Genomic DNA, 21607 nt, shown 5'->3' on the forward strand with positions numbered 1-21607 from the left:
AGCCACGTTCATGACCATCCGCGAATTCAAGATGCCCGACGTGGGCGAGGGCCTCACCGAGGCCGAGATCCTCAAGTGGTACGTCCAGCCGGGTGACACGGTCACCGACGGTCAGGTCGTCTGCGAGGTCGAGACGGCCAAGGCCGCCGTGGAACTGCCGATCCCGTTCGACGGCGTCGTGCACGCGCTCCTCTTCGAGGAGGGCACCACGGTCGACGTCGGCCAGGTCATCATCTCGGTGCAGACCGCCGGCGCCGCGGCCGAGGCCCCGGCCCAGGAGGCGGCCGCCCCGGCCGCCACCCCGGCCGCGGCCGCGCCCGCCGCCGAGCCCGCCCCCGAGGCGCGCCAGCCCGTCCTGGTGGGCTATGGCGTCTCCACCGCCTCGACGAAGCGCCGCCCGCGCAAGGCCGCGGCGCACACCGCCGCGCAGAACGGCTCGGCGGCCCCGGTCGCCGCTGCGGCTCCGGCGGCCCCCGCGGCCCCGGCCGCACCGGTGCTCCCCGCGGTACCGGCGCAGCCGGCCGGCGAGCGGCCGCTGGCCAAGCCGCCGGTGCGCAAGCTCGCCAAGGACCTCGGCATCGACCTGGCCTCGGTGGTCCCCACCGGCGACGGCGGGGTCGTGACCCGGGAGGACGTCCACGCGGCAGCCGCCGCGTCGATCGCCCCGCAGGCCGCGCCGGCCGCCGCCGTCCCGGCTGCGACTCCGGCGGCCGTGCCCGCCGCCGCGGCCCCGGCGGCCGAGACGGGAGCGCGGGAGACCCGTATCCCGGTCAAGGGCGTCCGCAAGGTCACCGCCCAGGCCATGGTCGGCTCCGCCTTCACCGCGCCGCACGTCACCGAGTTCATCACCTTCGACGTGACCCGCACGATGAAGCTGGTGCAGGAACTCAAGGCCGACCCGGACCTCGCGGGGCTGCGCATCAACCCGCTGCTCCTCATCGCGAAGGCCGTCCTGGTGGCCATCCGCCGCAACCCGGACGTCAACGCGTCCTGGGACGAGGCGGCCCAGGAGATCGTGCTCAAGCACTACGTCAACCTGGGCATCGCGGCGGCCACGCCCCGCGGGCTGATCGTCCCGAACATCAAGGACGCCCACGCCAAGACGCTCGGCGAGCTGTCGGAGTCCCTGTCGTCGCTGGTCGCCACGGCCCGCGACGGCAAGACCTCCCCGGCCGACATGCAGAACGGCACCATCACCATCACCAACGTCGGCGTCTTCGGCGTCGACACCGGTACGCCCATCCTGAACCCCGGCGAGTCCGCGATCCTCGCTGTCGGTGCGATCAAGCTCCAGCCGTGGGTCCACAAGGGCAAGGTGAAGCCGCGCCAGGTCACCACCCTGGCCCTGTCGTTCGACCACCGCCTCATCGACGGCGAACTGGGCTCCCGCTTCCTGGCCGACATCGCGGCGGTTTTGGAACACCCCCGCCGCCTGATCACCTGGGCGTAGCGGCCCGCACGACGCCCCACCCGATGGCCGGTCTCCCCTGCGGAGGCCGGCCATCGGCCTTGCCGGGAACCGTGCGACCCCCGCGCGTCTCACGCCTTCGGCCGCCCCGTCACCGTCAGGGCCCCGCTCGGCAACACCGCCCGACCGACCTGGAAACCGAGGGCACACAGAAGGCGGCGACCATCACCTGTCCTACGAGAACGGTGGCTGAGGATGACAGACGAACACAGCGGGAGCGCCCCGGCGCCGCAGCCGGCGAAGGCCGGTCTGGAGGTCGTGGCCCAGGGCGTCGCCGAGGGGCTGCCCTCGTACGCGCGGGCCTTCAAGGCCGTCGTCAACGTCGAGGTGCCCCCGCGGGCCGCTGTGGCGCGCACGGCACCGGGGGCGCTGCAGGAGGCCGACCGGCTGTGGCTGGAGCACGCGCGTACCGCTGCCGTCATCGATGACGAGGACTGCTTCCTGGTCCGGGGGGCCGATCGCGACTGGGTCCGGGTGCGCCGCACCGCGCACACCGCGCTCTCCGCCGCCCTCGTACCCGGCGCCGGCTCCATGGTCATCGCGATGTCCCCGGACGGCCGACGGCTGTGCGCCCTCACCGAGGAGGACGACGACTACTGGATCGTCGTGCACCACTTCGAGGACGGTCCCATGTGAGCCCCCTGACCGTGTGCGCAGAGGCGCGACCCGGCGCTGACGCGGGAGGAATCCCCTGGCCGGGGGATTCGACCTATGTGATCATCGCCGGATGTTCTTCCGTGCTGCCACCGCAGACCCCATGGATCCGGACCGCGCCGTCGCCTACCCGGCCGACGGCCCCGTCCCCGCCCTGACCGCCGACAGGATCCGGGAGGAGCTCGCCGGTAACCGGTTCCGGCCCGAGTGGATCTGGTTCGCCGAGGACGAGGACGGGGAGGTCCTGGCCCGCGCCCTGTGGTGGGGCCGCGCCGACAGCGAGCAGCCCATCGCGCTCGACTGCCTGCAGGTGCGGGCCTGCGTGGCCGACCCGGCCGCCGTGGCCGCCGGGCTGCTCGCGGCCGGGCACGCCGCCTTCGGCAAGCTGCCGGGCTACAACATCTCCCTGCCCCGCGGCTGGCGGGAGGACCCGGAGCTGGTCGCGGCGGTCGCCTGGCGTCAAGAGGCCGCGTCCAAGACCGGCCTGACGCGCGAGATCGAGCGGCTGCGCTACGAGTGGACCCCGGCCGCCGGGACGGCGGAGCCCACCGGCCGGCTCGTCTTCCGCGACGGCACCGACGAGGAGTTCCTCGACGCGTTCGTCCGGCTGTCCGCCGGCAGCCTCGATCTGCACACGCAGACCGAGCTCCAGTCGATGGACGCGGAGCAATTGGCCCGTGAGGACGTCGAGTTCTACCTCGACTGCCCCGGCGAGCGCTCCTGGTGGCGCCTCGCGCACCTCCCGGACGGCACGCTCGCCGGCATGGCCATCCCGTCGGCGACCCCGTACCACCGCAACGTCGGCTACCTCGGCGTCGTACCGGAGCAGCGCGGCCAGGGCCTCATCGACGAGATCCTCGGCGAGATCACCCGCTTCCACGCGGCCGAGGGCGCCGAGCGGATCACCGCCACCACCGACACCGTCAACGTCCCGATGGCCGCCGCCTTCGACCGCGCGGGCTACGAGGTCACCGAGATCCGCCTCGTCCTGGAGGAACCGGCCGGGGCCTGAGAGGCGTTCTCCCCCAGAGCCCTGATCGCAGGGATTCGATCGACGCGAAGTCGCCGCCCCCGAAGGACGATGAAGTGAATGAGTAGCCCCGGCCCCGCACCCCGGAATCCCGAACCCGGCTGGCCGGGCTACCACGCCGAGCCGTCCTACGACCCCGGCCGGAGTTGGGTCTTCCCGGCCCCCGTGCCGACCGAGCGGAGGGCGCTCGGCGACGAGGTCCGGGCGGCCGACTGGCCGGTGCGGCTCGCCTTCCGCCGCTACAGGACCGCCCTGCTCGACACCCTTTGCCGCTGGCAGACCCTGCGCGCGCTGGCGTACGTCCACCTGCTGGCCGCCCGCACGGGGGACGAGCGGCTGCCGGCCGACCTCAGGGTGGTCCCCGGCCGGGACACGGCCGGCGATCCGGGCCTGCCCGAGCTGCTGGCGCGGCTGGAGCGGACCGCCCTAGACCTCCCGGCGGACCTGCTGGACGCGGTCGTCTGCGACAGCGGCAGGCTGCTCACCGACAACCGGTTCGCGGCCTCGGTGCTGGCCGCCGGGCTCACCACCGATTCCCGGCCGGGAGACCCGGACGAGGCCGTCTCCCGCGCCGTGGTGCTCACCAGCTACTGGTACGAGGTCCCGGAGCTGCGCGGCGCGCTGGCCCTGGCGTGGCGCGCGAACCTGTTCGTCCGGTCCTGGCTGTGGTGGTCGCAGCAGTTCGTCCACGGTGACCCCGCCGGTGGCATCGGCATCACCTCGGACCCCCGCCCGCCCCGCCCGGGGGCGTCCGCGCTCCCGGACTGGGCGGCGCCCCTGCTGGACCGCATCGGGCCGGGTACGGGGGCGGCCTCGTGACCTGGACCGACTTCGTCGTGAACGACGAGCCCTTCGCGCCGTACTACGACGAGGCGCCCGAGCTGACGGGGGTCCGGCTGCGGTCGGTGCATCTGGACGGCTGGGGCTCGTCCGTCCTCCTGCGCCTGGACCTGCCGAGGTTCCCCGACCGCTGGGACGGCGGGCCCGGGGACACGATGCAGTGCCAGCTCGCCTTCCACTGCGTCGAGGACTTCGTGATGGAGGGCTGGCGGCCGCCGGTGACCGCGGACCTCGTGCTCACCGCGCTGCCCGGGGACCGGCTGGCCGTGCGCGCCGCGGCGCCGGGGACCGGGGTCTCCTTCACGGCGAACGCCTGGGTGTCGGCGGGGAAGCTCAGTGTCTTCACGCGGGACGCGGACGGCGGCGACGGAGGACCGCGCCGGTTCACCAAGGCGATCGAGAACCGGCTGTACCCGACGCTGCCGCCGACGTACGTCAACACCTTCTACGAGCGGGCCTGAGATGAACGACGTCCTGTGGCCGGAACTGACGGCGCTCTACGCGACGATCCCGCCGGACCTGTCCTCCTGCCCGCTCTACTACGTCCACGTGGACGAGCGGGACACCTCGGTCACCCTCGGCTTCGAGACCGGGCGGCTGCCGGACCACCCCCGGCCGGAGTGGGAGGAGAAGGCGTACAACACCCTGTACTTCTTCATCATGTTCACCGGCGTGGACGACCTGCGGATGACCGGCGTCGCCGCCGAACACCCGGACCGCCGCGACCGCACGGTCCGCGTCACCAGGACCGACACCGGACGCCAGCAGGTCTCGGTGACCGGTGACAACCGCACCCTCGCCTTCTCGGCCGCCGCCTCCGCCGTCACCCGGGCCCGCGTGTACCTGCAGGGCTCGATCTGACCGGGGGCGGACTCCCTGCGCCTCCGCGCGCCCCGGAAGCGCAGGGGTACGGCTCGGGCGGTAACCTCCCGGCCGGGGAAGGGGGTCGGGGTGTCCATCGCCGAACTGCAGGTGTACTCCGTCGAGGAGGCCGACGTCACGGGCGGCGTGTGCGTGGTCCGGTGCGTCGGCGGGGTGGCGCGGGCCGGGCAGGTCTACGCCGTCGGGGAGTCGAGGTTGGGCCTGCGCCACATCGAGCGGTACGGGCGGCCCGTCGGCTCCTTCGACGCCGGGCACGTCGCGAAGGTCCACCTCACGGGCGCCATGGTCGCGCTGCTCACCCGCGGTCAGGTACTGACCTCGGTGCCGCCCGTCGGGCATGCGCTGGAGGACCTGGAGGCCTGGCTGGCCACCGGCCCGCCGCTGCAGGACGAACCCCAGCCGCGGACGCTGCGCGTCCTGGCCGGCGTGCGGATGCGGGACGAGCGGCTGGCGGACGCGGTCCGCCTGCGCTGGGGCCGGGTGGCGCTGACCGCCACCGACCGCTGCGCGCAGGCCGAGGGTGTGCCCGATCTGGCCAGCGCGCCCGAACGCGCCTGCGTGCAGGTGTACTTGATCCAGCAGTTCGGCCCCGGCCGCGGCGGCGACCCGGCGGCCCTGTGCCGGGAGCTGCTGGCACTGATCGACCTGACCCCGGCGCAGGCGGCGGCGCAGGGCAGTGTCTGGCGCGACCTCCCGCACCACCGCATCCGGCACCTGCGCCGCATCAAGAGCCTGATCCCCTGGCTGCAGGCCGTACGGCCCCATCTCGCGGAAGGTGATCCGCCGACGGCGGAGATCGATGCGTGGTCGCAGGTCAGGATCCTGCTGCCGTAGGCCAACCGGGGTGACAGACCGGATCGCACGCTGGATGATGATCGCAGATTCGGTGATCGCGGCTTCGCGTGCGCCCGACTGACGCTGGGGGAGCAGAACGTCTACCAGTCGTGAGGCGCCGCAACACCCGTCGTGACCCACCCCGTCATCTCGCGAAGGAATGCCTTCTGGTGCGCCCTACCCGTACGGCGATCCTGCTGACCGCAGGTCTCGTCACCCTTCTCGGGATCCCGGCTGCTGCTGCCGCCGAGGACCCGGACATCCTCTACGTCAACAACGAGAGTTCCAAGTGCTCCGACGCCGGAACCGGTGCGCCGACCGTTCCGTACTGCACCATCTCCGCGGCGGCCAAGGCCGTTAAGCCGGGCCAGACCGTTCGGATCAGGCCGGGGAAGGCGTACGACGAGGTCGTCACCATCGACCGCTCGGGAATACCGGGCAAGCCGATCACCTTCGCGTCCTACGGGTGGCCGAGCGGGAGCACCCAGGCGGAGCTGCCCTTCGGCAAGGGCGTGACCGTCCGTGACGCTTCCCATGTGGTGGTCGGGGGCCTGCGTGTCGGCGGCGGTGTCCGGATCAGCGGCTCCACCGATGTCGAGCTCGACCGGATCGCATCCTCGCGGGGCACGCTCGACGCCCTCGTGGTCGACGGGGCGAGCAAGAACGTGCGCATCGGCCGGAGCGAGCTGAAGGGCGCTCGCATCGAGGGCGGCTCGACGGGCACCGTCCTCGGCCGCAACGTCGTCTTCGGCACGCACCGGTCGGCGGTCAGCGTCGTCGACGCGCCCGGCACCGTCATCACGAACAACACGCTGTACGGCTACTGCGCGGCCGCCCTCTCGGTCGTCGGCGGCTCGACGAACGCCGGCCTGTTCAACAACGTGCTGCACACGGAGGCCCGCAGCGACTCCTGCACGAGCGGCGAACCGCGCAACGGCATCCTGGTGGCACAGGGCGCGGCCACGGGCACCGCCTCCGACCACAACCTGATCACCGCCCTCCCCGGCGACGCCGAGCAGGTGCCGTACAGCTGGGTCGGAACCACCTACCGGGACCCGGCGGCCTTCCGGGCCGCCACGGGCCAGGGCGGGCACGACATCCTGACCCCGTCGGCCGACGGGGTCGGCCCGAAGGACGGCTACCCGACCATCGACTCCGGCGACCCGACGGCGCCGGGCGTATGGCCCAGTGACTTCGACGGGGAGCCGACCGCGGACGACCCGCGGGTCCCCAATACGGGCGGGAACGGCGGTCACATCGACCGCGGCGCCCACGAGACCCAGGACGGTCTGAGCCGTGCCTCCATGAGCATCGACCAGACCTGGGCGCCGGTCGGCACGAAGGTGGAGGTGCAGGCACGCTCCGACAGCCGCTGGCCCACCGCGATGAGCTACCACGTCGACTTCGGCGACGGGACGGCTCCGGTCGTCACCCAGCAGGGTTCCGCCGATCACGTTCTCGCCACGCACGTCTACGACAAGCCGGGCGAGTACCGGGTCGAGGTGACGGCGGTCAACGCCGTCGGCCGCAAGGCCTACGCCCAGACACGGACCAAGGTGACCGCGGCCGGCCCGCTGACAGCGGACTTCACCACCTCGGACGTCCTGCCGGGCGGGAACCTGTCGGGGGAGCGCCTCGCCCCGCTGACCATCGAGATCGACCCCTCCACCGCGGTGGCGCCGTGGCCGCTGGCGCGCATGGAGGTGGACTACGGAACCGGTTTCCACGAGTCCCACGAGCCCCTGACCCGCATCCAGCACACGTACGACGTGCCGGGTGACTACAAGGTCACCGTGCGGCTCTGGGACGTCAAGGGCGGCACGTCCACGGCGACGCGGACGGTACGGGTGGACTACGCGCCGTCCGGCTACGTGGCCACCGCGCCGTACCGCGTGAAGGACAGCCGGGCCCACGGCGGCACGCTCCGGGGTGGTGAGTCCGTGCCCCTGCGGATGCCGATGGGAACGACACCTGAGGGGCGCCTGGACGCGGACGACATGGCCTCGGCCGTCGTCAACGTGACCCTCACCAACGCCACGCAGGACACGCACCTCACCGTGTCGCCCGCACGCCAGGACCGGCCGTCGACGTCGAACGTCAACGTCCGGGCGGGCGGTACGTCGTCCAACACCGTGACCGTGCCCGTCGACAAGGACGGCTTCGTCTGGCTCCGGCTCAACGGCGGTCAGGCCGACGTGATCGTGGACTTCCTGGGTTACTACCAGCCCAATGCCGGGCAGAAGTTCAGCCCCGTCGCCCCGAGCCGGCTCGCCGACACCCGCACCGCGGGCGGCCCGGTCGCCGGCGGTACGACCCGGACCGTCAAGGTCGCGGGCGTGCAGGGCATCCCGGCCGACGCAACCGCCGTCGCCGTGAACCTGACCAGCACGGCCGCCACGACCAACACCCACGTGATCGCCTACCCGGATCCCGCGAAGCGGCCCACCACCTCGAACCTGAACCCGGAGCCGGGCAAGGACAAGTCCAACCAGGCGATCCTGCCCGTCGGCCCGGACGGGACGGTCACGCTCTACAACAACGCCGGTTCCACGCACCTGATCGTGGACGCGGTCGGCTACTACGGCAAGGACGGCAAGACCCTCTTCACCCCGGTCGTGCCCAAGCGTCTCGCCGACACCCGTACCACCGACAAGGTCGCGCCAGGCGGCACCACAACGGTGCCCGGCCTGCCGGCGGGTGCGGTGGGCGCGGTGCTGAACCTGACGGCGACCGAGGCCACTGGTCCCGGCTTCCTGACCGCATACGGCTTCGGGTCCGCCCGACCGGAGGCGAGCAGCCTCAACACCCTCCCCGGGCTGACCGTCCCGAACCACGTCATGACCCCGGTCGGAGACGGCAAGGTCAGCGTCGGCAACAGCTGGGGCGGATCCACCCACGTGATCACCGACCTCCTCGGCTACTTCACGTAGCCCTGGCCGGACACCGCAGCGCACCGGAGCCCCGGCCCCCGCACGTCGCGGAGGCCGGGGCTCCCGGCTGTGGTCCGGGGCGCCTCAGCCGGTCGCGCGGGCGGCGTTGCCGAGGACCTTGGTTGGGGTGATGCGGACGACCACGCGGACGTCCTCGGCCGGGGCGTCCCGGTACTCCTTGCCGGCGCCCGGGCCGAGGTACTCCTCGGCGATGCGGACGGCCACCGCGCGGCCGACGTCCTCGGTGACGGTGGCCGTGCCGCGGATCTCGGCGTACAGGAAGGGGTTGGCCAGGTCGAAGACGGTGAGGCCGACCCGCCCGTCCCGGACGATGTTGCGCTCCTTGCGGCGGCCCTGCTCGGTGGAGATCAGCAGATCGCCTCCGTCGCGGGTCACCCAGATCACCGAGCTCTGCGGACTTCCGTCGGGATTGATGGTCGACAGCACGGCGGGGTGCGGGGAGTCGAGCAGCCCCCGCACGGTCTCGTTCAGCTCAACAGTCATGGTGGCGAGACTAATCGGGCCTCCGCCGGCACCGCCGCCGGTACACCGTCCCGGCCGGCGACTACCCGAGGTCGGCCGGCTCCAGGTCAGCCCCCGGTCGGCTCCGGTCGCCACCAGGCGACTCAAGGTCGACTCAAGGTCGACTCAAGGTCGACTCAAGGTCGACTCAAGGTCGACTCAAGGTCAGCTCCACGGAATGTTGCGCCAGGGGCCGGCGGGGTCGGTGGTCAGTGCGACGTGGGCGGCGAGGGCGGTCGTGTACCAGGTGCCGAACTCCTCCTCGTCGAAGTGCAGGCACCGTCCCAGGACGTACCCGGCGGAGAACTCCTCCCACGAACGGTAGGTCTGCCGGGCCGCCTCCCCGGCGCGCTGCACGGCCTTCTCGGCCTCGTGGAGGGTGCCGTACCGGCAGCCGATGCCCCAGCGGGCCATCTGAGAGGCCCGGCCGACGTCCCAGCCCTCCACCGAGCGGACCCAGCCGTCCTCGGGGAGCAGCCCGTCCGCCCGGAAGCGCTGCTCGTAGCGGGCGATCCGGCCGATGAGGCGCTTGACGCCGGCGATCTCGCCCTCCACCTCGGCGGTGGGCCGCGGCCGGGCGACCGTGACCCCCTCCGGGGTGATCTGCGGCTCGGCGGAGCGTTCGGCGCTGCGGCGCAGGGTGGCCTCGGCGGCGTGCCGCCAGTGCTCGACGTCGACGGGCCCCGCGAAGTCGGAGGCGAGGACGCGGCGGACGCGCAGCGTGAACTCCCAGACGGGGCTGACCATGTCGGCGTTCAGGAGCGTCTCCAGGGTGGAGAGCCAGTCGGCCCGGTCGGTGATGCTCCAGCTCTTCGCGACGCGGCGGCGCTCGTGCTGGTAGCCGCCGCCGTGATAGGCGAGGGCGTTCCAGAACTCGCCGTTCGTCACGGCGAGATGGGCGCCGACGGCCAGGCCGTGGGCGATGGGCCCGTGCAGCGGGCCGCCGGTGAACAGGGCGTGGACCTTGCCTTCGGGCAGGCCGTAGGAGGGGGCGGCGTCGGCGTGGGCGCGCCAGCGGGCCAGGTCGGCGGGGGTGGTGGTGAGGTAGGCCTCGGCGGGCGAGCCCGGGTTCACGGCGAGGAAGGCGGGATCGTCGGCGGCCCAGACCTTCGAGAACCAGCCCAGGCTCCGGGACTCGAAGACCGTCTCGGGGGTGGGCGCGGGCAGCATGCCGGCGGTACGGACGACGAGCATGCGGTCCGGGGTGGGGTGGAAGAAGACCGCGTCGGGGTGCGCGTCGGACTGGACGCGGTGCTGCACCAGGTAGAGCTGCGTGCGGGCGAGCACATCGAAGTACGCGGCCCAGTTCCCGGCGGTCTTGGCTTCGTACAGCTCTCTCTCGATGACGCTCGGCGCGATCCAGGTCCCCATACGGGGACCTTATACGGGCACCTCCAGTGGCCACCCGGCCCCTGCGGTCCCCTCCCCGACCGGCGGCTTCCGGCATAGGCTTCGGGGCATGACCCGGTTCCCGTGCGTGAAGTCCGTCCACCGGGCGGCGGCATGAACACCGTCACGATGTACTGGCGGCCGGGGTGCGCCTTCTGCATCAAGCTCCGCATGCAGCTGCGCCTGGCGCGGATTCCGTACCGGAAGGTCAACATCTGGCGGGACCCCGACGCGGCGGCCTTCGTCCGCAGTGTGGCTGACGGCAACGAGACGGTTCCGACGGTGGTGGTCGGCGACCACCCGGCCATGGTGAACCCGTCCGTACGCCGGATCCGCGAGGCCCTGCACAGCTGAACTCGTGCCGACCGGACAGCCGGTGGCCGGGTCCTACCGGCAGAGGACGCTTTCATCGCCGTGACGATGGTGATGACGACTGTTGCTCCGACGACGATTGGTTCCGCCTCCCTCGCAGGCGCCTGCGCCCGGCGGGCGGCAGGTCGCTCCTGTCCGGGGCGATGGGGTACCCGCCGGGCCGGGCGACACGCCCCCCGTGCCACCGCGCGACCGTGCGGACCCCCTTGACGGCCTCCGGCGGCGGAGGGACGCTCGCGGGTCTTGTATGCGAACGGTTTGCAGCTGGGGGGCCGCTATGCCGGAGGAGTCCGTCCAGACGGCGGGGGAGCTGCGTGCGCAGCTGGCTGCGCTGGGGGCGCGCTGGTCGGTTCTGGAGCACCTGGCCGACGAGGAGCCGGTGCCGCGGCCCTCGCTCGGGCTGGAACCCGGGGCCAAACTGACGTCCGCCGAGGACGCGGGCGTGATCGATCTGCGGGGGATCATCGGGCACGAGAGCGGCAATCCGCACCTGACCCGGCGCCGGGCCGCCCACGGTCTGCTGCCCGGGGCGCCCGGCCCGGCCGCCGGGGCCCGGCCCGCCGCCGTGGACTGGCGCGTCCGCTGGGGCCGGCCCTGGATCACCAAGGTGAAGGACCAGAATCCGTGCGGTTCCTCCTGGGCCTTCGGCGCGGCCGGCCTGGTGGAGTCCATGGCCCGGATCGAGCACGACGTATGGGCGGAGCGCTCCGCGGGAGACGTGCACGACGGACTGCGCCTCACCTGCGGACAGGGCTCCGATCCGGAGACCGCCCTCGACTGGATCAAGGGCAACGGCGGGCTCGCCGACCCGGACTGCTGGCCGTACGGCATCCCGCCCGCCGGTCTGCCCGCCGCCCGCCGCGACGCCTGGCGCGCCGAGTACACGCCCAGTTGGGACCGGTCCGGCCGGACCGTCCGGATCACCGACTACGTCCGGCTCGGCGACGTGGAGCAGCAGAAGGTCTGGCTGGACACGGTCGGCCCGCTGACCGCCTGCTTCGACGTCTACGACGACTTCTTCGGCCTCGGCTCCGGGGTCTACCACCGCACCAGCGACCGACTGGCGGGAGGCCACTGCGTGTTGATCGTCGGCTACGACGACGCGGCCGGCTGCTGGCTGTTCAAGAACTCCTGGGGGACGGGCCACCACGTCGGCGGCTACGGCCGGATCGCCTACGGTGAGGCCGCCATCGACTCCTGGGCCAAGTGCGGCCTGCGCGGCACCAACATCGACCCGTGGACCAAGCGCCGCCTGCACACCGGCAACGTCTACGAGAGCGGCAACGGCCGCGCCCACCGCAACTTCGAACTCCTCGCCTCCACGACGGGCGGCCGCCTCCAGCACTGGTGGCGCGAGGGCGACGCCCCCTTCGCCTGGGCCCGGGCGGGCACCTTCGCGAACGACGCCTCCGGCCAGCCCGCCTTCACCGGGACCACCTACAACCGCAACATGGAGTCCCTGCACGTGACCACCGGAGGCCGGCTGCGCCACTGGTACTTCGAGCAGACTGTGCGCGTCTGGCGCGACGGCGGCGCCTTCGGCCCGGGTGACGCGGCGGTCGGCTCGACCCCGGCCTTCATCCAGAGCGACTACGGGAAACCGGGCAACTTCGAGGTCGTCGTCCGGACCGCCGACGGCCGCCTGAACCACTGGTGGCGGATCAACGGCGCCCCCTGGAGCTGGAACGACGGCGGCCGCTTCGCCTCCGGCATCGCGCACTACGGCCCCGCCCTCGTGCAGACCCGCAGCCGCCACCTCGACCTCGTCGCCGCCCGCACCGACGGCCGTATGCAGCTGTGGTGGCGCGACGACCCGAACGGGTTCACCTGGCGCGCCGGGGAGATCTTCGGCAGCGGTACGGCGGCCATCTCCGCGCCCTGCCTGATCGAGGGGCAGGACGGCGCCGCCGACGAGGACACCGCCGGGAACTACGAGCTGTGCGTGGCCGTCGCCGGCGGCCGGGTCGAGCACTGGTGGCGCGGCAACGCGGGCGACTCCGCCTGGCGCCGCAGCGCGGTCTTCGGCCACGACGTCGCCTCGGTCACCGGGATGCTGCAGGGCAGCTTCGGGTTCGGCCTGGAAGTCATCGTCCTGCGCACCGACCGCCGTCTCCAGCACTACTGGCGGGACGGCGGGGGCTGGCACGAGGGGCCGGTCATCGGCCCCGTCTGACAGGACCCGGCCGCCGTGGAGCCCTGTCCGGACGAGGCCCGTACGGCGAGTTCGTGCTGGACGCGGAGGTCACGCCGGGGACCGCCGGCGCGGCCTGAGGACCGCGTGCTGCACGGCTTCCAGAGGGCCGCGGCCGAAGCGGCGCAGCCAGAGCCCCGAGCAGGCCGCCAGGGTCATGCTCACGCCTGCCCACAGGCCCATCACCCACCAGGGGCCGCTGCCGTCCAGCCGGTCTGCGAGGCCCAGCCCGATGCCGTAGCAGAGCAGCATGCAGAGGAGGTTCTGGGCGACGTAGCAGGACAGGGCCGTGCGGCCGACGGAGCCGAGGGCGGCGGTCGCGGGCCGCGGGATCCACCGCCGGTCGAGGGCGATGCCGATCAGGCCGATGTAGCCGAGGGCGAGCAGCGGCGCGACGCCGTAGCGGCCCAGGACGAAGAGGTCGTCGCCGCCGAGGGCGGTCGCGGCGTTCAGGGGCAGCCCGAGGCCCAGGCCCCAGGCGGCCATCCGGGTCCGGATGCGTCCGCCCTCGGCGGTGGCGGTGAAGGCCCCGGCCCGGTGCAGCCGCACGCCCAGGAGGAAGAGGAAGACCAGCAGGCCGAAGGAGAAGACGGGCTCGATGCGCAGCGCGAGGGCGTGGTCCAGGCGGAAGGCGACCTGGGCGCCGTAACCGCCGTCCGTGTACAGCTCGACGGCGGCCGTGTCCGGTCCCCTCGGCGCGGTGTCCGGTTCGCTCAGCGCGCCCAGCGTCACCAGGGCGACCAGCGTCAGGTGCACCCCGCCGGCCGTCCACATGGCCCACCGCCGCACCTTCGCGGAGCGGGCCAGCAGCCAGGCGACGAACAGGGCCGTCACGGCGTAGCCCATCAGCACGTCCCAGGCGAAGACGAGCACGAAGTGGACGGTGCCCTCGACGAGGAGGAACGCGGCGCGCCGCGGGTAGCGGCCGGGCCAGGGGTCGCCGCGGCGCGCGGCGGAGTCGTACTGGATGGCGAGGCCCACGCCGAACAGGACCGTGAGCAGCGCCAGGAACTTGCCGTCCGCGAGGAAGCGGAAGACGGTCTCGGCGATGTTCGCGACGGAGGGGTCGCCGATGGGGTCGGGCGATTGCATCCCGCCCTGGAGCACGCCCCACTTCGAGCCGGGGGAGGCGAAGATCCACACGTTGGTCATGAGCGTGCCCAGGACGGCGGCGCCGCGCAGGACGTCCAGGAGGGGGAGCCGGGCGGTCTTCCGGACCACCGGGGCGAGCAGGGTGTCGGCCATGACTCCAGCGTCCCGGCGCGCGTGGCCCCGTACGTCCTGCGGGCGGACGAAGGTGCCGTACATCCTTCGATGCAGGGCCGGGGGCCGGGCGCGATGCAGGGGGCGGGGAGCCGGGCGGGATGCAGGGGCGGCGAGCCGGGCGTCGTCCGCATCCTGGACCCGGCACGGCTTGCACCTCTCTTGTATCTATCCTGCACGCATGTGCGCCGCCACCTCCGCCTTCACCCGGCCCGCCTCCTCCATTACGGCCGCGACCGCCGCCGACCGCGTCTACCGGCACGTCAAGCAGGGTGTGCTCGATCGCGGCTACGAAGGCGGCACCCTTCTGACCGAGGGTGAACTCGCCGAGGCCGTCGGGGTGTCCCGCACCCCGGTCCGCGAGGCCCTGCTGCGGCTGGAGACCGAGGGGCTGCTGAAGCTGTACCCGAAGAAGGGCGCGCTGGTGCTGCCGGTCTCCGCACAGGAGATCAACGACGTGCTCGAAACCCGGCTGCTGGTCGAGGAGTTCACCGTGCGCAGGGCCGTGCCCGCGCCACCCGGCCTGCTGGACCGGCTCACCGCCCTGCTCGAGGAACAGCGCCGGCACGCCGCCGGGGGCGACCTCGCCGCGTTGACGGCCGCCGACCGGGGCTTCCACGCCGAGATCGTCCGCAGTGCCGGCAACCAGATCCTGTGCCGGCTCTACGACCAGCTCCGCGACCGGCAGCTGCGGATGGGCGTGGCGGTGCTGCACGCCCACCCCGACCGGCTGGAGCGCACCCTGGCCGAGCACGCCGAGATTTTGGACGCGCTGCGGGCCGGGGACGCGGACACGGCGGCCGCCGCCGTCCGCGGGCACATCGGACGGGTCGAGGCACTGGTGCGGGGGCCCGGCCGATGACCGCCCCGCACGTGGTCAAGGATCCTCCCGGCGGCCGGAAGGCCGTCGCCGTCTGGTCCATCGGCGTCGCCGTCTACTTCGTGGCCGTGATCTTCCGTACCAGCCTGGGCGTGGCCGGCCTCGACGCCGCCGACCGCTTCCACGTCAATGCCTCGGCGCTGGCCACCTTCTCCCTGCTCCAGCTGCTCGTCTACGCGGGCATGCAGATACCGGTGGGCCTGATGGTCGACCGGCTCGGCACCAAGAAGGTGCTGACGCTGGGCGCGGTCCTGTTCACCGTGGGCCAGCTCGGCTTCGCGCTCTCGCCCTCCTACGAGATGGCGCTGGCCGCCCGGGCCCTGCTGGGCTGCGGCGACGCCATGACCTTCATCTCGGTGCTGCGGCTGGGCACCCGGTGGTTCCCGGCCCGGCGCGGGCCGCTGGTGGCGCAGCTGGCCGGACTGGTCGGCATGGCGGGCAACCTCGTCTCCACACTCGTCCTCGCCCCCGTCCTGCACGGGGTCGGCTGGACCGCGGCCTTCGCGGGGAGCGCGGTGGCGGGTCTGGTGGTCCTGGTGCCGCTGGTGCTGTTCCTGCGGGACCACCCGGAGGGCCACGAGCCGGCGCCCGTGCCACGTGGTACGGGGGCTTCCCCGGCTGGGCCTTCCGGGCCTTCCGGGGGGTTCGTACGCCGCCAGATCCGGGAGTCCTGGGCCGAACCCGGCACCAGGCTCGGCCTGTGGGTGCACTTCACCACGCAGTTCCCCGCGATGGTGTTCCTGCTGCTGTGGGGGATGCCGTTCCTGATCGAGGCCCAGGGACTGTCGCGGACCACCGCGGGCGGACTGCTGACGCTGGTCGTCGCCTCGAACATGGCGCTCGGGCTGGTCTACGGCCAGATCGTCGGGCGCCGCCAGTCCGCACGGATCCCGCTCGCCCTGGGCACGGTCGGCCTCACGGCCCTCCTCTGGGCGGCGGTCCTCGTCCACCCCGGCGACCGGGCGCCCATGGGGCTGCTGGTCACGCTGTGCCTGGTCCTGGGCACCTGCGGCCCGGCGTCGATGATCGGCTTCGACTTCGCCCGCCCCGCCAATCCGCCCGAGCGCCAGGGCACCGCCTCGGGGATCACGAACATGGGCGGTTTCATCGCGTCGATGACCACGCTGCTGGCGGTGGGCGTCCTGCTGGACGCCACCGGCGACAACTACCGCATCGCCTTCTCGACGGTCTTCGTCCTCGAAGCGGTGGGCGTCGCCCAGATCCTGCGGCTGCGCCCGCGCGCACTGGCGCGCGAAGCGGCCCGCAACCGCATCACGATCCCCGCATCGGTACCCGCACCGGTACCCGGGCAGGGACCCGCACCGGTACCCGCCCAGGCGCCCGCCCCGGCAGCAGCCCCGGGATCGGCCCCGACGCCCGTACCGCAGGCGGAATCGGAGCCGCTGTCCGGCGCGTGTCCCCTGCCGGAGACAGCCGGGCGCGAGGCGAAGTAGGGCCGCAGCCCCGGGACACGGCGGCGGCGGAAGGAGGAACTGCCCGATAGGTGGACGAAGGGGCCCGCCGCCGTGCCTGCTCCGCTGGTGCTGGGCCTACGGGGTCACGGCGAACTGCGTCAGGATGGCCTCCGCCAGGTCCGCGTCGCCCTCCACCTTCACCCGGTCGGCGACGGTGCGCGCGCGCACCCGTCCCGCCGCCAGGCGGACGTACGTCTCCCAGTCCATCGTCAGGGTAACGGCGGGGCCCAGCGACGGCGCCTTGTCCACCGTCCCCCGGCCCTCCGCGTCCACCCGCACCGTCCGCATGAACTCCAGCGGACCGTGCACGTCGACCACCACCGCCGAGTTCGCCGGCGCACCCGCCCGCTTCGCCACCACCTTCGGCAGCCCGGCGAGCAGGATGTCCCGCGCCACGTACGCACCCGGCGAGTCCCAGTTCCCCGGCACGCCCAGGGCCGCCCGCAGGTCCTGCTCGTGGACCCACACGTCGAACGCCCGCAGCCGCAGCGCGTGCTCCAGGGTCACCTGGTCGCCCAGCGGCCCCCGCACCATCGTGGCCGGATCCCGCTTCTCGTTGCGCAGCTGCCGCGAGCGCCGGATGACGGTGTACTCCAGCTCCGAGGTCATCTCCGGCGCGGTGTGGTGCCGTCGTACGTCGACCTGCACCTCCATGTACCGGCTGAACTCGTCCACCACGTGCCGCAGGTCCCTCGCCACCGTGTGGATCGGCCGCGGGTCCCCGAGCTGCTCGCATTCGATGCCGATGATGTGTGACACGACGTCACGGACCGACCAGCCGGGACACGGCGTCGCCCGGTTCCACTCGCCCTCCGTCAAGGGGAGGACCAGCTCGGATATCGCCTCGATGGAGTGCGTCCACGCGTCGGCATAGGGCTTGAGGCTGGGATGCGGATGGACGGTCAACGGGACCCCTCGCGGTGCTGTTCAGTGACGCGTTTCGGAAGCAGTGGACTCAGTTTCCAAAACTACGCTGCCGGTGAGCACCCCGGCAGTGCTTTCGTGTGACGATCGTAGGCCCGAGTTGACGGCTTGAACGCCAGGACGGTGGTAGTGTGCGCGCCTCGCTGATCCAAATCGCAGTGAACGAGGGCGAGTCGGTGTCTTCCCGACGTGTCCGCGTGGCCGAGCTCGTACGGGAACAGGCGGGCTCCGACCTCGTCGTCCTTCCGGAGCTGTGGCCGGTCGGCGCCTTCGCGTACGAGCAGTTCGAGACCGAGGCCGAACCGCTGGACGGCCCGACCTACGAGGCCATGTCCCAGGCCGCGCGCGACGCCGGGGTCTGGCTGCACGCGGGCTCGGTCGTGGAGCGGGCGGGTGACGGCTCCCTCTACAACACCGCCCTCGTCCTCTCCCCGGCGGGCGAGCTGGCCGCCACCTACCGCAAGATCCACCGCTTCGGCTTCGACCAGGGCGAGGCGGTCCTCATGTCCGCCGGCGACTCCCTGACCACGCTGGAGCTGCCGGAGCAGACCCTCGGCATCGCCACCTGCTACGACCTGCGCTTCCCGGAACTGTTCCGCGGTCTGGTCGACGCGGGGGCCACCACGATGATCGTCGCGGCGGGCTGGCCCGCGCGCCGCCGCTCGCACTGGACCCTGCTCAACCGGGCGCGCGCCGTGGAGGACCAGTCGTACGTCCTGGCGTGCGGGCTGGCCGGCACCCACGCGGGCGTCGAACAGGCCGGACACAGCCTGGTGGTGGACCCGTGGGGCGAGGTCCTGGCGGAGGCGGGCCCCGGCGAGGAGGTCCTCACCGTCGACCTGGACCCGGCCAAGGTCCCCGACACCCGCGCCCAGTTCCCGGCCCTGAAGGACCGCCGCCTGCACCGCTGACCGAGGCGGCTGCCCCGGCCAGCTGCCCCGGCCAGCTGCTGCGGCCCGCTGACCTAGCCCGCTGACCTAGCCCGCTGACCTGGGCGGCCGGCCGGCCGGGAGGCGGCGTCCGGGACACCCGGGATCAGCCGACGTCGAGCCAGACACGGATCGCCGCCAGGGCGGTGGGCGCAGGGCACGCCAGCGCACCCCGGGAAAGCAGACGGGTCGACACGACCAGTCGGCGGATTCCGGGAGCGATGGCCAGAGCGACCAATACGGCGGCGGCGCCCACCGCGATCAGGGCGAGACGCAGGAACACGCCTCCCCCCGGGACCCCGGCCGCTTCCCCGTGCGTCCGTCCTCACGTGACGCCGGCGTCCTCCCGCTCCTTCTCGGCCATCCGGATCACGCACACGGCGACCGCGATCAGCAGCGCCGCGTCCGCGTCCTCGCGGACCACGTCCACCGCGTACGTCTCACGGACCCGGTACCACTGCCGCGAGATCAGCGCGAGCAGCTCCCCGCCGTACTCGACCTTGAACTCCCGGTCCAGGATCCGCCCGCTCACATCGAGCTCGGTGTCCTCGATCAGGGTCACGCGGAAGTGGCCCCGCAGCAGCGAGAGCCGCTTCCTGCGGATCACCGCGAGCCGCTGGTCGTCCCGCTCCAGGGTCATGGCGTCGCGGAAGCCGAACAGCTTCTCCCGCAGGGTGATCAGGATCCGACCGTCGGGATCCTTCAGCTCCAGGGTGTCCCGGAACCGCAGTGCCTTCCCGTCGACGAGGAAGGCGTGCCGTCCGTCCTCGTCCTCGATCCAGTAGTCGTCCCCGATGGCCAGCACTTTGTCCCGTACGAGGTATTTCATGCGCTGATCAGTGCCCGCGATAGGTTGGCGCCATGCCTCTGCTCTTCGTGACCGACCTGGCGTACCCCGCACGCGGCCGCCGCTACTGCGACGAGGACATCTTCCTCTCCTCGCGCCTCCGGGCCGCCGGGTTCGAACCGGTCCTGTGCCACCCGGCCGACGCGGAGGCCCTCATACCGATGGGCTTCGACGCGGTGATCGTCCGCAACAGCGGCCCGGTCCTGCACTACCAGCAGGCCTACGACTCCTTCCGCGCCGCCGCCCTCACCGCCGGCACCCGGGTCTACAACCCGCTCACCGGCCGCGCCGACATGGCGGGCAAGCAGTACCTCCTCGACCTGACGGCCGCCGGCTACCCGGTCATCCCGACGGTCGACGACCCGGCCCGCCTGGCGGAGCTGCCGCAGGTCCCCTCCTACGCGGTCAAGCCGAAGCAGGGCGCCGACTCCATCGGCCTCACCTTCACGGCGACCCCGACGGGCCCGGCGGGGCACGTCCTCATCCAGCCGCGCATCGACTTCACGTACGAGGTGTCCTTCTACTTCGTCGACGACGCCTTCCAGTACGCCCTCTACGCACCCGATCCGGCCCGCCGCTGGGAGCTCCGGCCCTACGCCCCGACCGAGGCGGACCTGGCCTTCGCCCGCGCCTTCGTCGAGTGGAACACCCTCGACCACGGCATCCAGCGTGTGGACGCCTGCCGGGCGCCGTCCGGCGAACTGCTCCTCGTCGAGCTGGAGGACCTGAACCCGTACCTCTCCCTGGACCTGCTGCCGGCGGAAGTGCAGGACGTTTTCGTCGCCGCGCTCACAGCGTCCCTGCACACCTTCCTCGGCGCCGAGGGCTGATGTCAGACCCGGCTGCCAGGCTTTCCCCATGGACAAGCAGACGTTCTGGAAGCTGATCGAGACGGCCCGCGCGGACGCGGCAGCGGAAGAGGTGGCCCCGCGCGCGGCGGAACTGCTGTCAGGTTTCCCGGAGACGGAGATAGCCGCGGCCCAGCAGGTGCTGTGGGACCTGCTGGCGGAGTCCTACCGCAACCCGCTCTGGGCCGCGGCCTATGTGATCAACGGCGGCTGCTCGGACGACGGCTTCGACTACTTCCGCGGCTGGCTCCTCACCCAGGGCCGGGCGGCCTTCGACGCGGCCCTGGCGGACCCGGACTCCCTGGCGGCCCACCCGGCGGTCCGCGACGCCGCGGCGGGGGGCTTGGAGCTGTGGGACGAGGAGGCCCTCTCGATCGCATGGACGGCCTACGGGACGGCCACCGGGCGCGAACTCCCGGCGGACTCCTTCACGATCCGCTACCCGCCCCTGGACCCCTCCTGGGACTTCGACTTCGACGACGAGGAGGAGATCACGGCCCGCCTGCCCCGCCTGAGCGCTCTCTTCGGCCTGGCCTGAAGCGTCGAGGAGGCCGCCCGGGCGGTTCCGGCAGGCCTCAGTGCCAGTGCACCGAGGGGGCGCGCAGCGCGAGCGCCGCGGCGAACCCCTCGGGGGCCGGAAGGTCGGTGAGGGACCAGTGCGGGCGGACGGACTCGGCGGCCGGGCCGATCCCCAGGTAGGTCCGGTGTCCTTCGTGCCCCAGTCCCGCTCCGGTGCCCTTCAGATACGCCTCCTTGCGCGCCCACAGACGTGCGAAGCCTGCCGGGCGCCCGGGCTCGGGGAGCGCGGCGAGTTCGGCGGCCTCGTCCGGGTGGAAGAAGTCCTCGCTCCCCGCCAGCACCCGGGACGTCGGCACGGCCTCCACGTCCACCCCGACCGGCGTGGACGCGCAGGCCACGAACACCGCATTCCGGCTGTGCGACAGGGAGAAGTGGGCGCCGCCGCCCACGAGGACCGGTCGCCCGCCGGGGCCGCCGCACTCGGGGCAGGCGTCGCGGGCCATCACCAAGTCGCCCGGCGCGGTGTCGAGCAGGGCTCCCAGCATCAACCTCAGCGCCACGTGCGCGGCCAGATAGGAGGCGCGGTCCTGGGGCCGCACGAACCGGTCGGCACGCTGACGCTCGGCGGCGTCGAGCACGCCGGGCGCGAGGTGTTCCGCGAACGGCGCCTGTTCCTCCGCGTCCACGAACCGCACCAGCGCCTCGCCGGGAGCGGGCGGGTGGATGGGGCCCGCCCGCCCGGGCTGGCCCCCCAACGCGGGGGTGGGGTCGGCGGGGGGGGGGACCAGGGGGTACGAGACAACCCCCCCC

Annotated in this window: 22 protein-coding genes; 15 read left to right on the top strand and 7 right to left on the bottom strand. The window is 72.8% G+C overall.

The window, feature by feature from the left end; translation table 11 throughout:
* Positions 1 to 10 precede the first annotated feature (10 nt).
* The 8 genes from ACWGIF_RS17460 to ACWGIF_RS17495 all read left to right on the top strand — a co-directional run bounded on the left by ACWGIF_RS17460 (position 11) and on the right by ACWGIF_RS17495 (position 8638).
* Positions 11 to 1450: a dihydrolipoamide acetyltransferase family protein gene (locus tag ACWGIF_RS17460; protein ID WP_453497821.1), complete on the top strand. Its 1440-nt coding sequence runs from the start codon at positions 11 to 13 to the stop codon at positions 1448 to 1450.
* Positions 1451 to 1663: 213 nt separating this feature from the next.
* Positions 1664 to 2104: a hypothetical protein gene (locus ACWGIF_RS17465; protein ID WP_453497824.1), complete on the top strand. Its 441-nt coding sequence runs from the start codon at positions 1664 to 1666 to the stop codon at positions 2102 to 2104.
* A gap of 91 nt (positions 2105 to 2195) precedes the next feature.
* Positions 2196 to 3134 carry a GNAT family N-acetyltransferase gene (locus ACWGIF_RS17470; RefSeq protein ID WP_453497827.1) on the top strand — a complete coding sequence of 313 codons (939 nt, stop codon included), beginning with the start codon at positions 2196 to 2198 and terminating at the stop codon, positions 3132 to 3134.
* 78 nt (positions 3135 to 3212) lie between these two features.
* Entirely contained in the window at positions 3213 to 3971 is a 759-nt protein-coding gene (locus ACWGIF_RS17475; protein ID WP_453497830.1) for a hypothetical protein, read from the top strand.
* Entirely contained in the window at positions 3968 to 4453 is a 486-nt protein-coding gene (locus ACWGIF_RS17480; RefSeq protein ID WP_453497832.1) for a hypothetical protein, read from the top strand. Before ACWGIF_RS17475 ends, ACWGIF_RS17480 begins: the two co-directional genes overlap by 4 nt.
* A 1-nt stretch (position 4454) precedes the next feature.
* Positions 4455 to 4853 (top strand): Imm50 family immunity protein, encoded by a 399-nt coding sequence (locus ACWGIF_RS17485; RefSeq protein ID WP_453497835.1) that lies wholly within the window; start codon positions 4455 to 4457, stop codon positions 4851 to 4853.
* A 90-nt stretch (positions 4854 to 4943) separates the two neighbouring features.
* Positions 4944 to 5708, top strand: a complete 765-nt coding sequence (locus tag ACWGIF_RS17490; RefSeq protein ID WP_453497838.1) for a hypothetical protein — start codon at positions 4944 to 4946, stop codon at positions 5706 to 5708.
* A 170-nt stretch (positions 5709 to 5878) separates the two neighbouring features.
* On the top strand, positions 5879 to 8638 hold the full coding sequence (locus tag ACWGIF_RS17495) for a PKD domain-containing protein (RefSeq protein WP_453497841.1): 2760 nt from the start codon (positions 5879 to 5881) through the stop codon (positions 8636 to 8638).
* 84 nt (positions 8639 to 8722) lie between these two features.
* Here ACWGIF_RS17495 and ACWGIF_RS17500 read toward each other — a convergent pair whose 3' ends face one another.
* On the bottom strand, positions 8723 to 9142 hold the full coding sequence (locus ACWGIF_RS17500) for a PPOX class F420-dependent oxidoreductase (RefSeq protein ID WP_453497844.1): 420 nt from the start codon (positions 9140 to 9142) through the stop codon (positions 8723 to 8725).
* Positions 9143 to 9325: 183 nt separating this feature from the next.
* A complete protein-coding gene (locus tag ACWGIF_RS17505) occupies positions 9326 to 10531 on the bottom strand; it encodes a DUF1266 domain-containing protein (protein ID WP_453497847.1) in 1206 nt (401 codons plus the stop codon).
* A 132-nt stretch (positions 10532 to 10663) separates the two neighbouring features.
* On the opposite strand from ACWGIF_RS17505, the gene ACWGIF_RS17510 reads away from it, so the two are divergent.
* Positions 10664 to 10903, top strand: a complete 240-nt coding sequence (locus ACWGIF_RS17510) for a glutaredoxin domain-containing protein (RefSeq protein WP_453497850.1) — start codon at positions 10664 to 10666, stop codon at positions 10901 to 10903.
* Positions 10904 to 11198: 295 nt separating this feature from the next.
* Positions 11199 to 13094 (top strand): C1 family peptidase, encoded by a 1896-nt coding sequence (locus ACWGIF_RS17515; protein WP_453497853.1) that lies wholly within the window; start codon positions 11199 to 11201, stop codon positions 13092 to 13094.
* A 69-nt stretch (positions 13095 to 13163) separates the two neighbouring features.
* Here ACWGIF_RS17515 and ACWGIF_RS17520 read toward each other — a convergent pair whose 3' ends face one another.
* Entirely contained in the window at positions 13164 to 14357 is a 1194-nt protein-coding gene (locus ACWGIF_RS17520) for a DUF418 domain-containing protein (RefSeq protein ID WP_453497856.1), read from the bottom strand.
* Positions 14358 to 14556: 199 nt separating this feature from the next.
* Between ACWGIF_RS17520 and ACWGIF_RS17525 the strand changes: the two genes are divergently transcribed.
* Together ACWGIF_RS17525 and ACWGIF_RS17530 are read left to right on the top strand one after the other, a co-directional pair.
* The gene (locus ACWGIF_RS17525) at positions 14557 to 15237 is read left to right on the top strand and encodes a GntR family transcriptional regulator (RefSeq protein WP_453497859.1); all 681 of its coding nucleotides are present in this window, start codon (positions 14557 to 14559) and stop codon (positions 15235 to 15237) included.
* Entirely contained in the window at positions 15234 to 16709 is a 1476-nt protein-coding gene (locus ACWGIF_RS17530) for an MFS transporter (RefSeq protein ID WP_453497862.1), read from the top strand. The genes ACWGIF_RS17525 and ACWGIF_RS17530 overlap by 4 nt, the downstream gene beginning before the upstream one ends.
* 96 nt (positions 16710 to 16805) lie before the next feature.
* On the opposite strand, the gene ACWGIF_RS17535 is transcribed toward ACWGIF_RS17530, so the two are convergent.
* On the bottom strand, positions 16806 to 17636 hold the full coding sequence (locus ACWGIF_RS17535) for a maleylpyruvate isomerase family mycothiol-dependent enzyme (protein ID WP_453497865.1): 831 nt from the start codon (positions 17634 to 17636) through the stop codon (positions 16806 to 16808).
* A gap of 149 nt (positions 17637 to 17785) precedes the next feature.
* Here ACWGIF_RS17535 and ACWGIF_RS17540 point away from each other — a divergent pair, with 149 nt between their 5' ends.
* The gene (locus ACWGIF_RS17540) at positions 17786 to 18565 is read left to right on the top strand and encodes a carbon-nitrogen family hydrolase (RefSeq protein ID WP_453497868.1); all 780 of its coding nucleotides are present in this window, start codon (positions 17786 to 17788) and stop codon (positions 18563 to 18565) included.
* Positions 18566 to 18689: 124 nt separating this feature from the next.
* Here the strand turns inward: ACWGIF_RS17540 and ACWGIF_RS17545 are convergent, their stop codons facing one another.
* Positions 18690 to 18866 carry a hypothetical protein gene (locus ACWGIF_RS17545; protein ID WP_453497871.1) on the bottom strand — a complete coding sequence of 59 codons (177 nt, stop codon included), beginning with the start codon at positions 18864 to 18866 and terminating at the stop codon, positions 18690 to 18692.
* Between the two features lie 42 nt (positions 18867 to 18908).
* Positions 18909 to 19412 (bottom strand): LURP-one-related/scramblase family protein, encoded by a 504-nt coding sequence (locus ACWGIF_RS17550; protein ID WP_453497873.1) that lies wholly within the window; start codon positions 19410 to 19412, stop codon positions 18909 to 18911.
* A 32-nt stretch (positions 19413 to 19444) separates the two neighbouring features.
* Between ACWGIF_RS17550 and ACWGIF_RS17555 the strand changes: the two genes are divergently transcribed.
* Both ACWGIF_RS17555 and ACWGIF_RS17560 read left to right on the top strand, forming a co-directional pair.
* Positions 19445 to 20260: a hypothetical protein gene (locus ACWGIF_RS17555; protein ID WP_453497877.1), complete on the top strand. Its 816-nt coding sequence runs from the start codon at positions 19445 to 19447 to the stop codon at positions 20258 to 20260.
* A gap of 28 nt (positions 20261 to 20288) precedes the next feature.
* Positions 20289 to 20816 carry a DUF4240 domain-containing protein gene (locus tag ACWGIF_RS17560; protein WP_453497880.1) on the top strand — a complete coding sequence of 176 codons (528 nt, stop codon included), beginning with the start codon at positions 20289 to 20291 and terminating at the stop codon, positions 20814 to 20816.
* A gap of 37 nt (positions 20817 to 20853) precedes the next feature.
* On the opposite strand, the gene ACWGIF_RS17565 is transcribed toward ACWGIF_RS17560, so the two are convergent.
* Positions 20854 to 21607: 4'-phosphopantetheinyl transferase family protein (locus ACWGIF_RS17565; protein WP_453497883.1), on the bottom strand; the 754-nt coding region annotated here is incomplete at its 5' end.

This window comes from Streptomyces sp. NPDC054849, from assembly GCF_053610945.1.

Bases quoted from the DNA above. Each gene is read 5' to 3' on its own strand.
- ACWGIF_RS17460 (WP_453497821.1), top strand. From the start codon at position 11: ATGACCATCCGCGAATTCAAGATGCCCGACGTGGGCGAGGGCCTCACC.
- ACWGIF_RS17465 (WP_453497824.1), top strand. From the start codon at position 1,664: ATGACAGACGAACACAGCGGGAGCGCCCCGGCGCCGCAGCCGGCGAAG.
- ACWGIF_RS17470 (WP_453497827.1), top strand. From the start codon at position 2,196: ATGTTCTTCCGTGCTGCCACCGCAGACCCCATGGATCCGGACCGCGCC.
- ACWGIF_RS17475 (WP_453497830.1), top strand. From the start codon at position 3,213: ATGAGTAGCCCCGGCCCCGCACCCCGGAATCCCGAACCCGGCTGGCCG.
- ACWGIF_RS17485 (WP_453497835.1), top strand. From the start codon at position 4,455: ATGAACGACGTCCTGTGGCCGGAACTGACGGCGCTCTACGCGACGATC.
- ACWGIF_RS17500 (WP_453497844.1), bottom strand. From the start codon at position 9,142: ATGACTGTTGAGCTGAACGAGACCGTGCGGGGGCTGCTCGACTCCCCG.
- ACWGIF_RS17505 (WP_453497847.1), bottom strand. From the start codon at position 10,531: ATGGGGACCTGGATCGCGCCGAGCGTCATCGAGAGAGAGCTGTACGAA.
- ACWGIF_RS17510 (WP_453497850.1), top strand. From the start codon at position 10,664: ATGAACACCGTCACGATGTACTGGCGGCCGGGGTGCGCCTTCTGCATC.
- ACWGIF_RS17515 (WP_453497853.1), top strand. From the start codon at position 11,199: ATGCCGGAGGAGTCCGTCCAGACGGCGGGGGAGCTGCGTGCGCAGCTG.
- ACWGIF_RS17520 (WP_453497856.1), bottom strand. From the start codon at position 14,357: ATGGCCGACACCCTGCTCGCCCCGGTGGTCCGGAAGACCGCCCGGCTC.
- ACWGIF_RS17525 (WP_453497859.1), top strand. From the start codon at position 14,557: ATGTGCGCCGCCACCTCCGCCTTCACCCGGCCCGCCTCCTCCATTACG.
- ACWGIF_RS17530 (WP_453497862.1), top strand. From the start codon at position 15,234: ATGACCGCCCCGCACGTGGTCAAGGATCCTCCCGGCGGCCGGAAGGCC.
- ACWGIF_RS17550 (WP_453497873.1), bottom strand. From the start codon at position 19,412: ATGAAATACCTCGTACGGGACAAAGTGCTGGCCATCGGGGACGACTAC.
- ACWGIF_RS17555 (WP_453497877.1), top strand. From the start codon at position 19,445: ATGCCTCTGCTCTTCGTGACCGACCTGGCGTACCCCGCACGCGGCCGC.
- ACWGIF_RS17560 (WP_453497880.1), top strand. From the start codon at position 20,289: ATGGACAAGCAGACGTTCTGGAAGCTGATCGAGACGGCCCGCGCGGAC.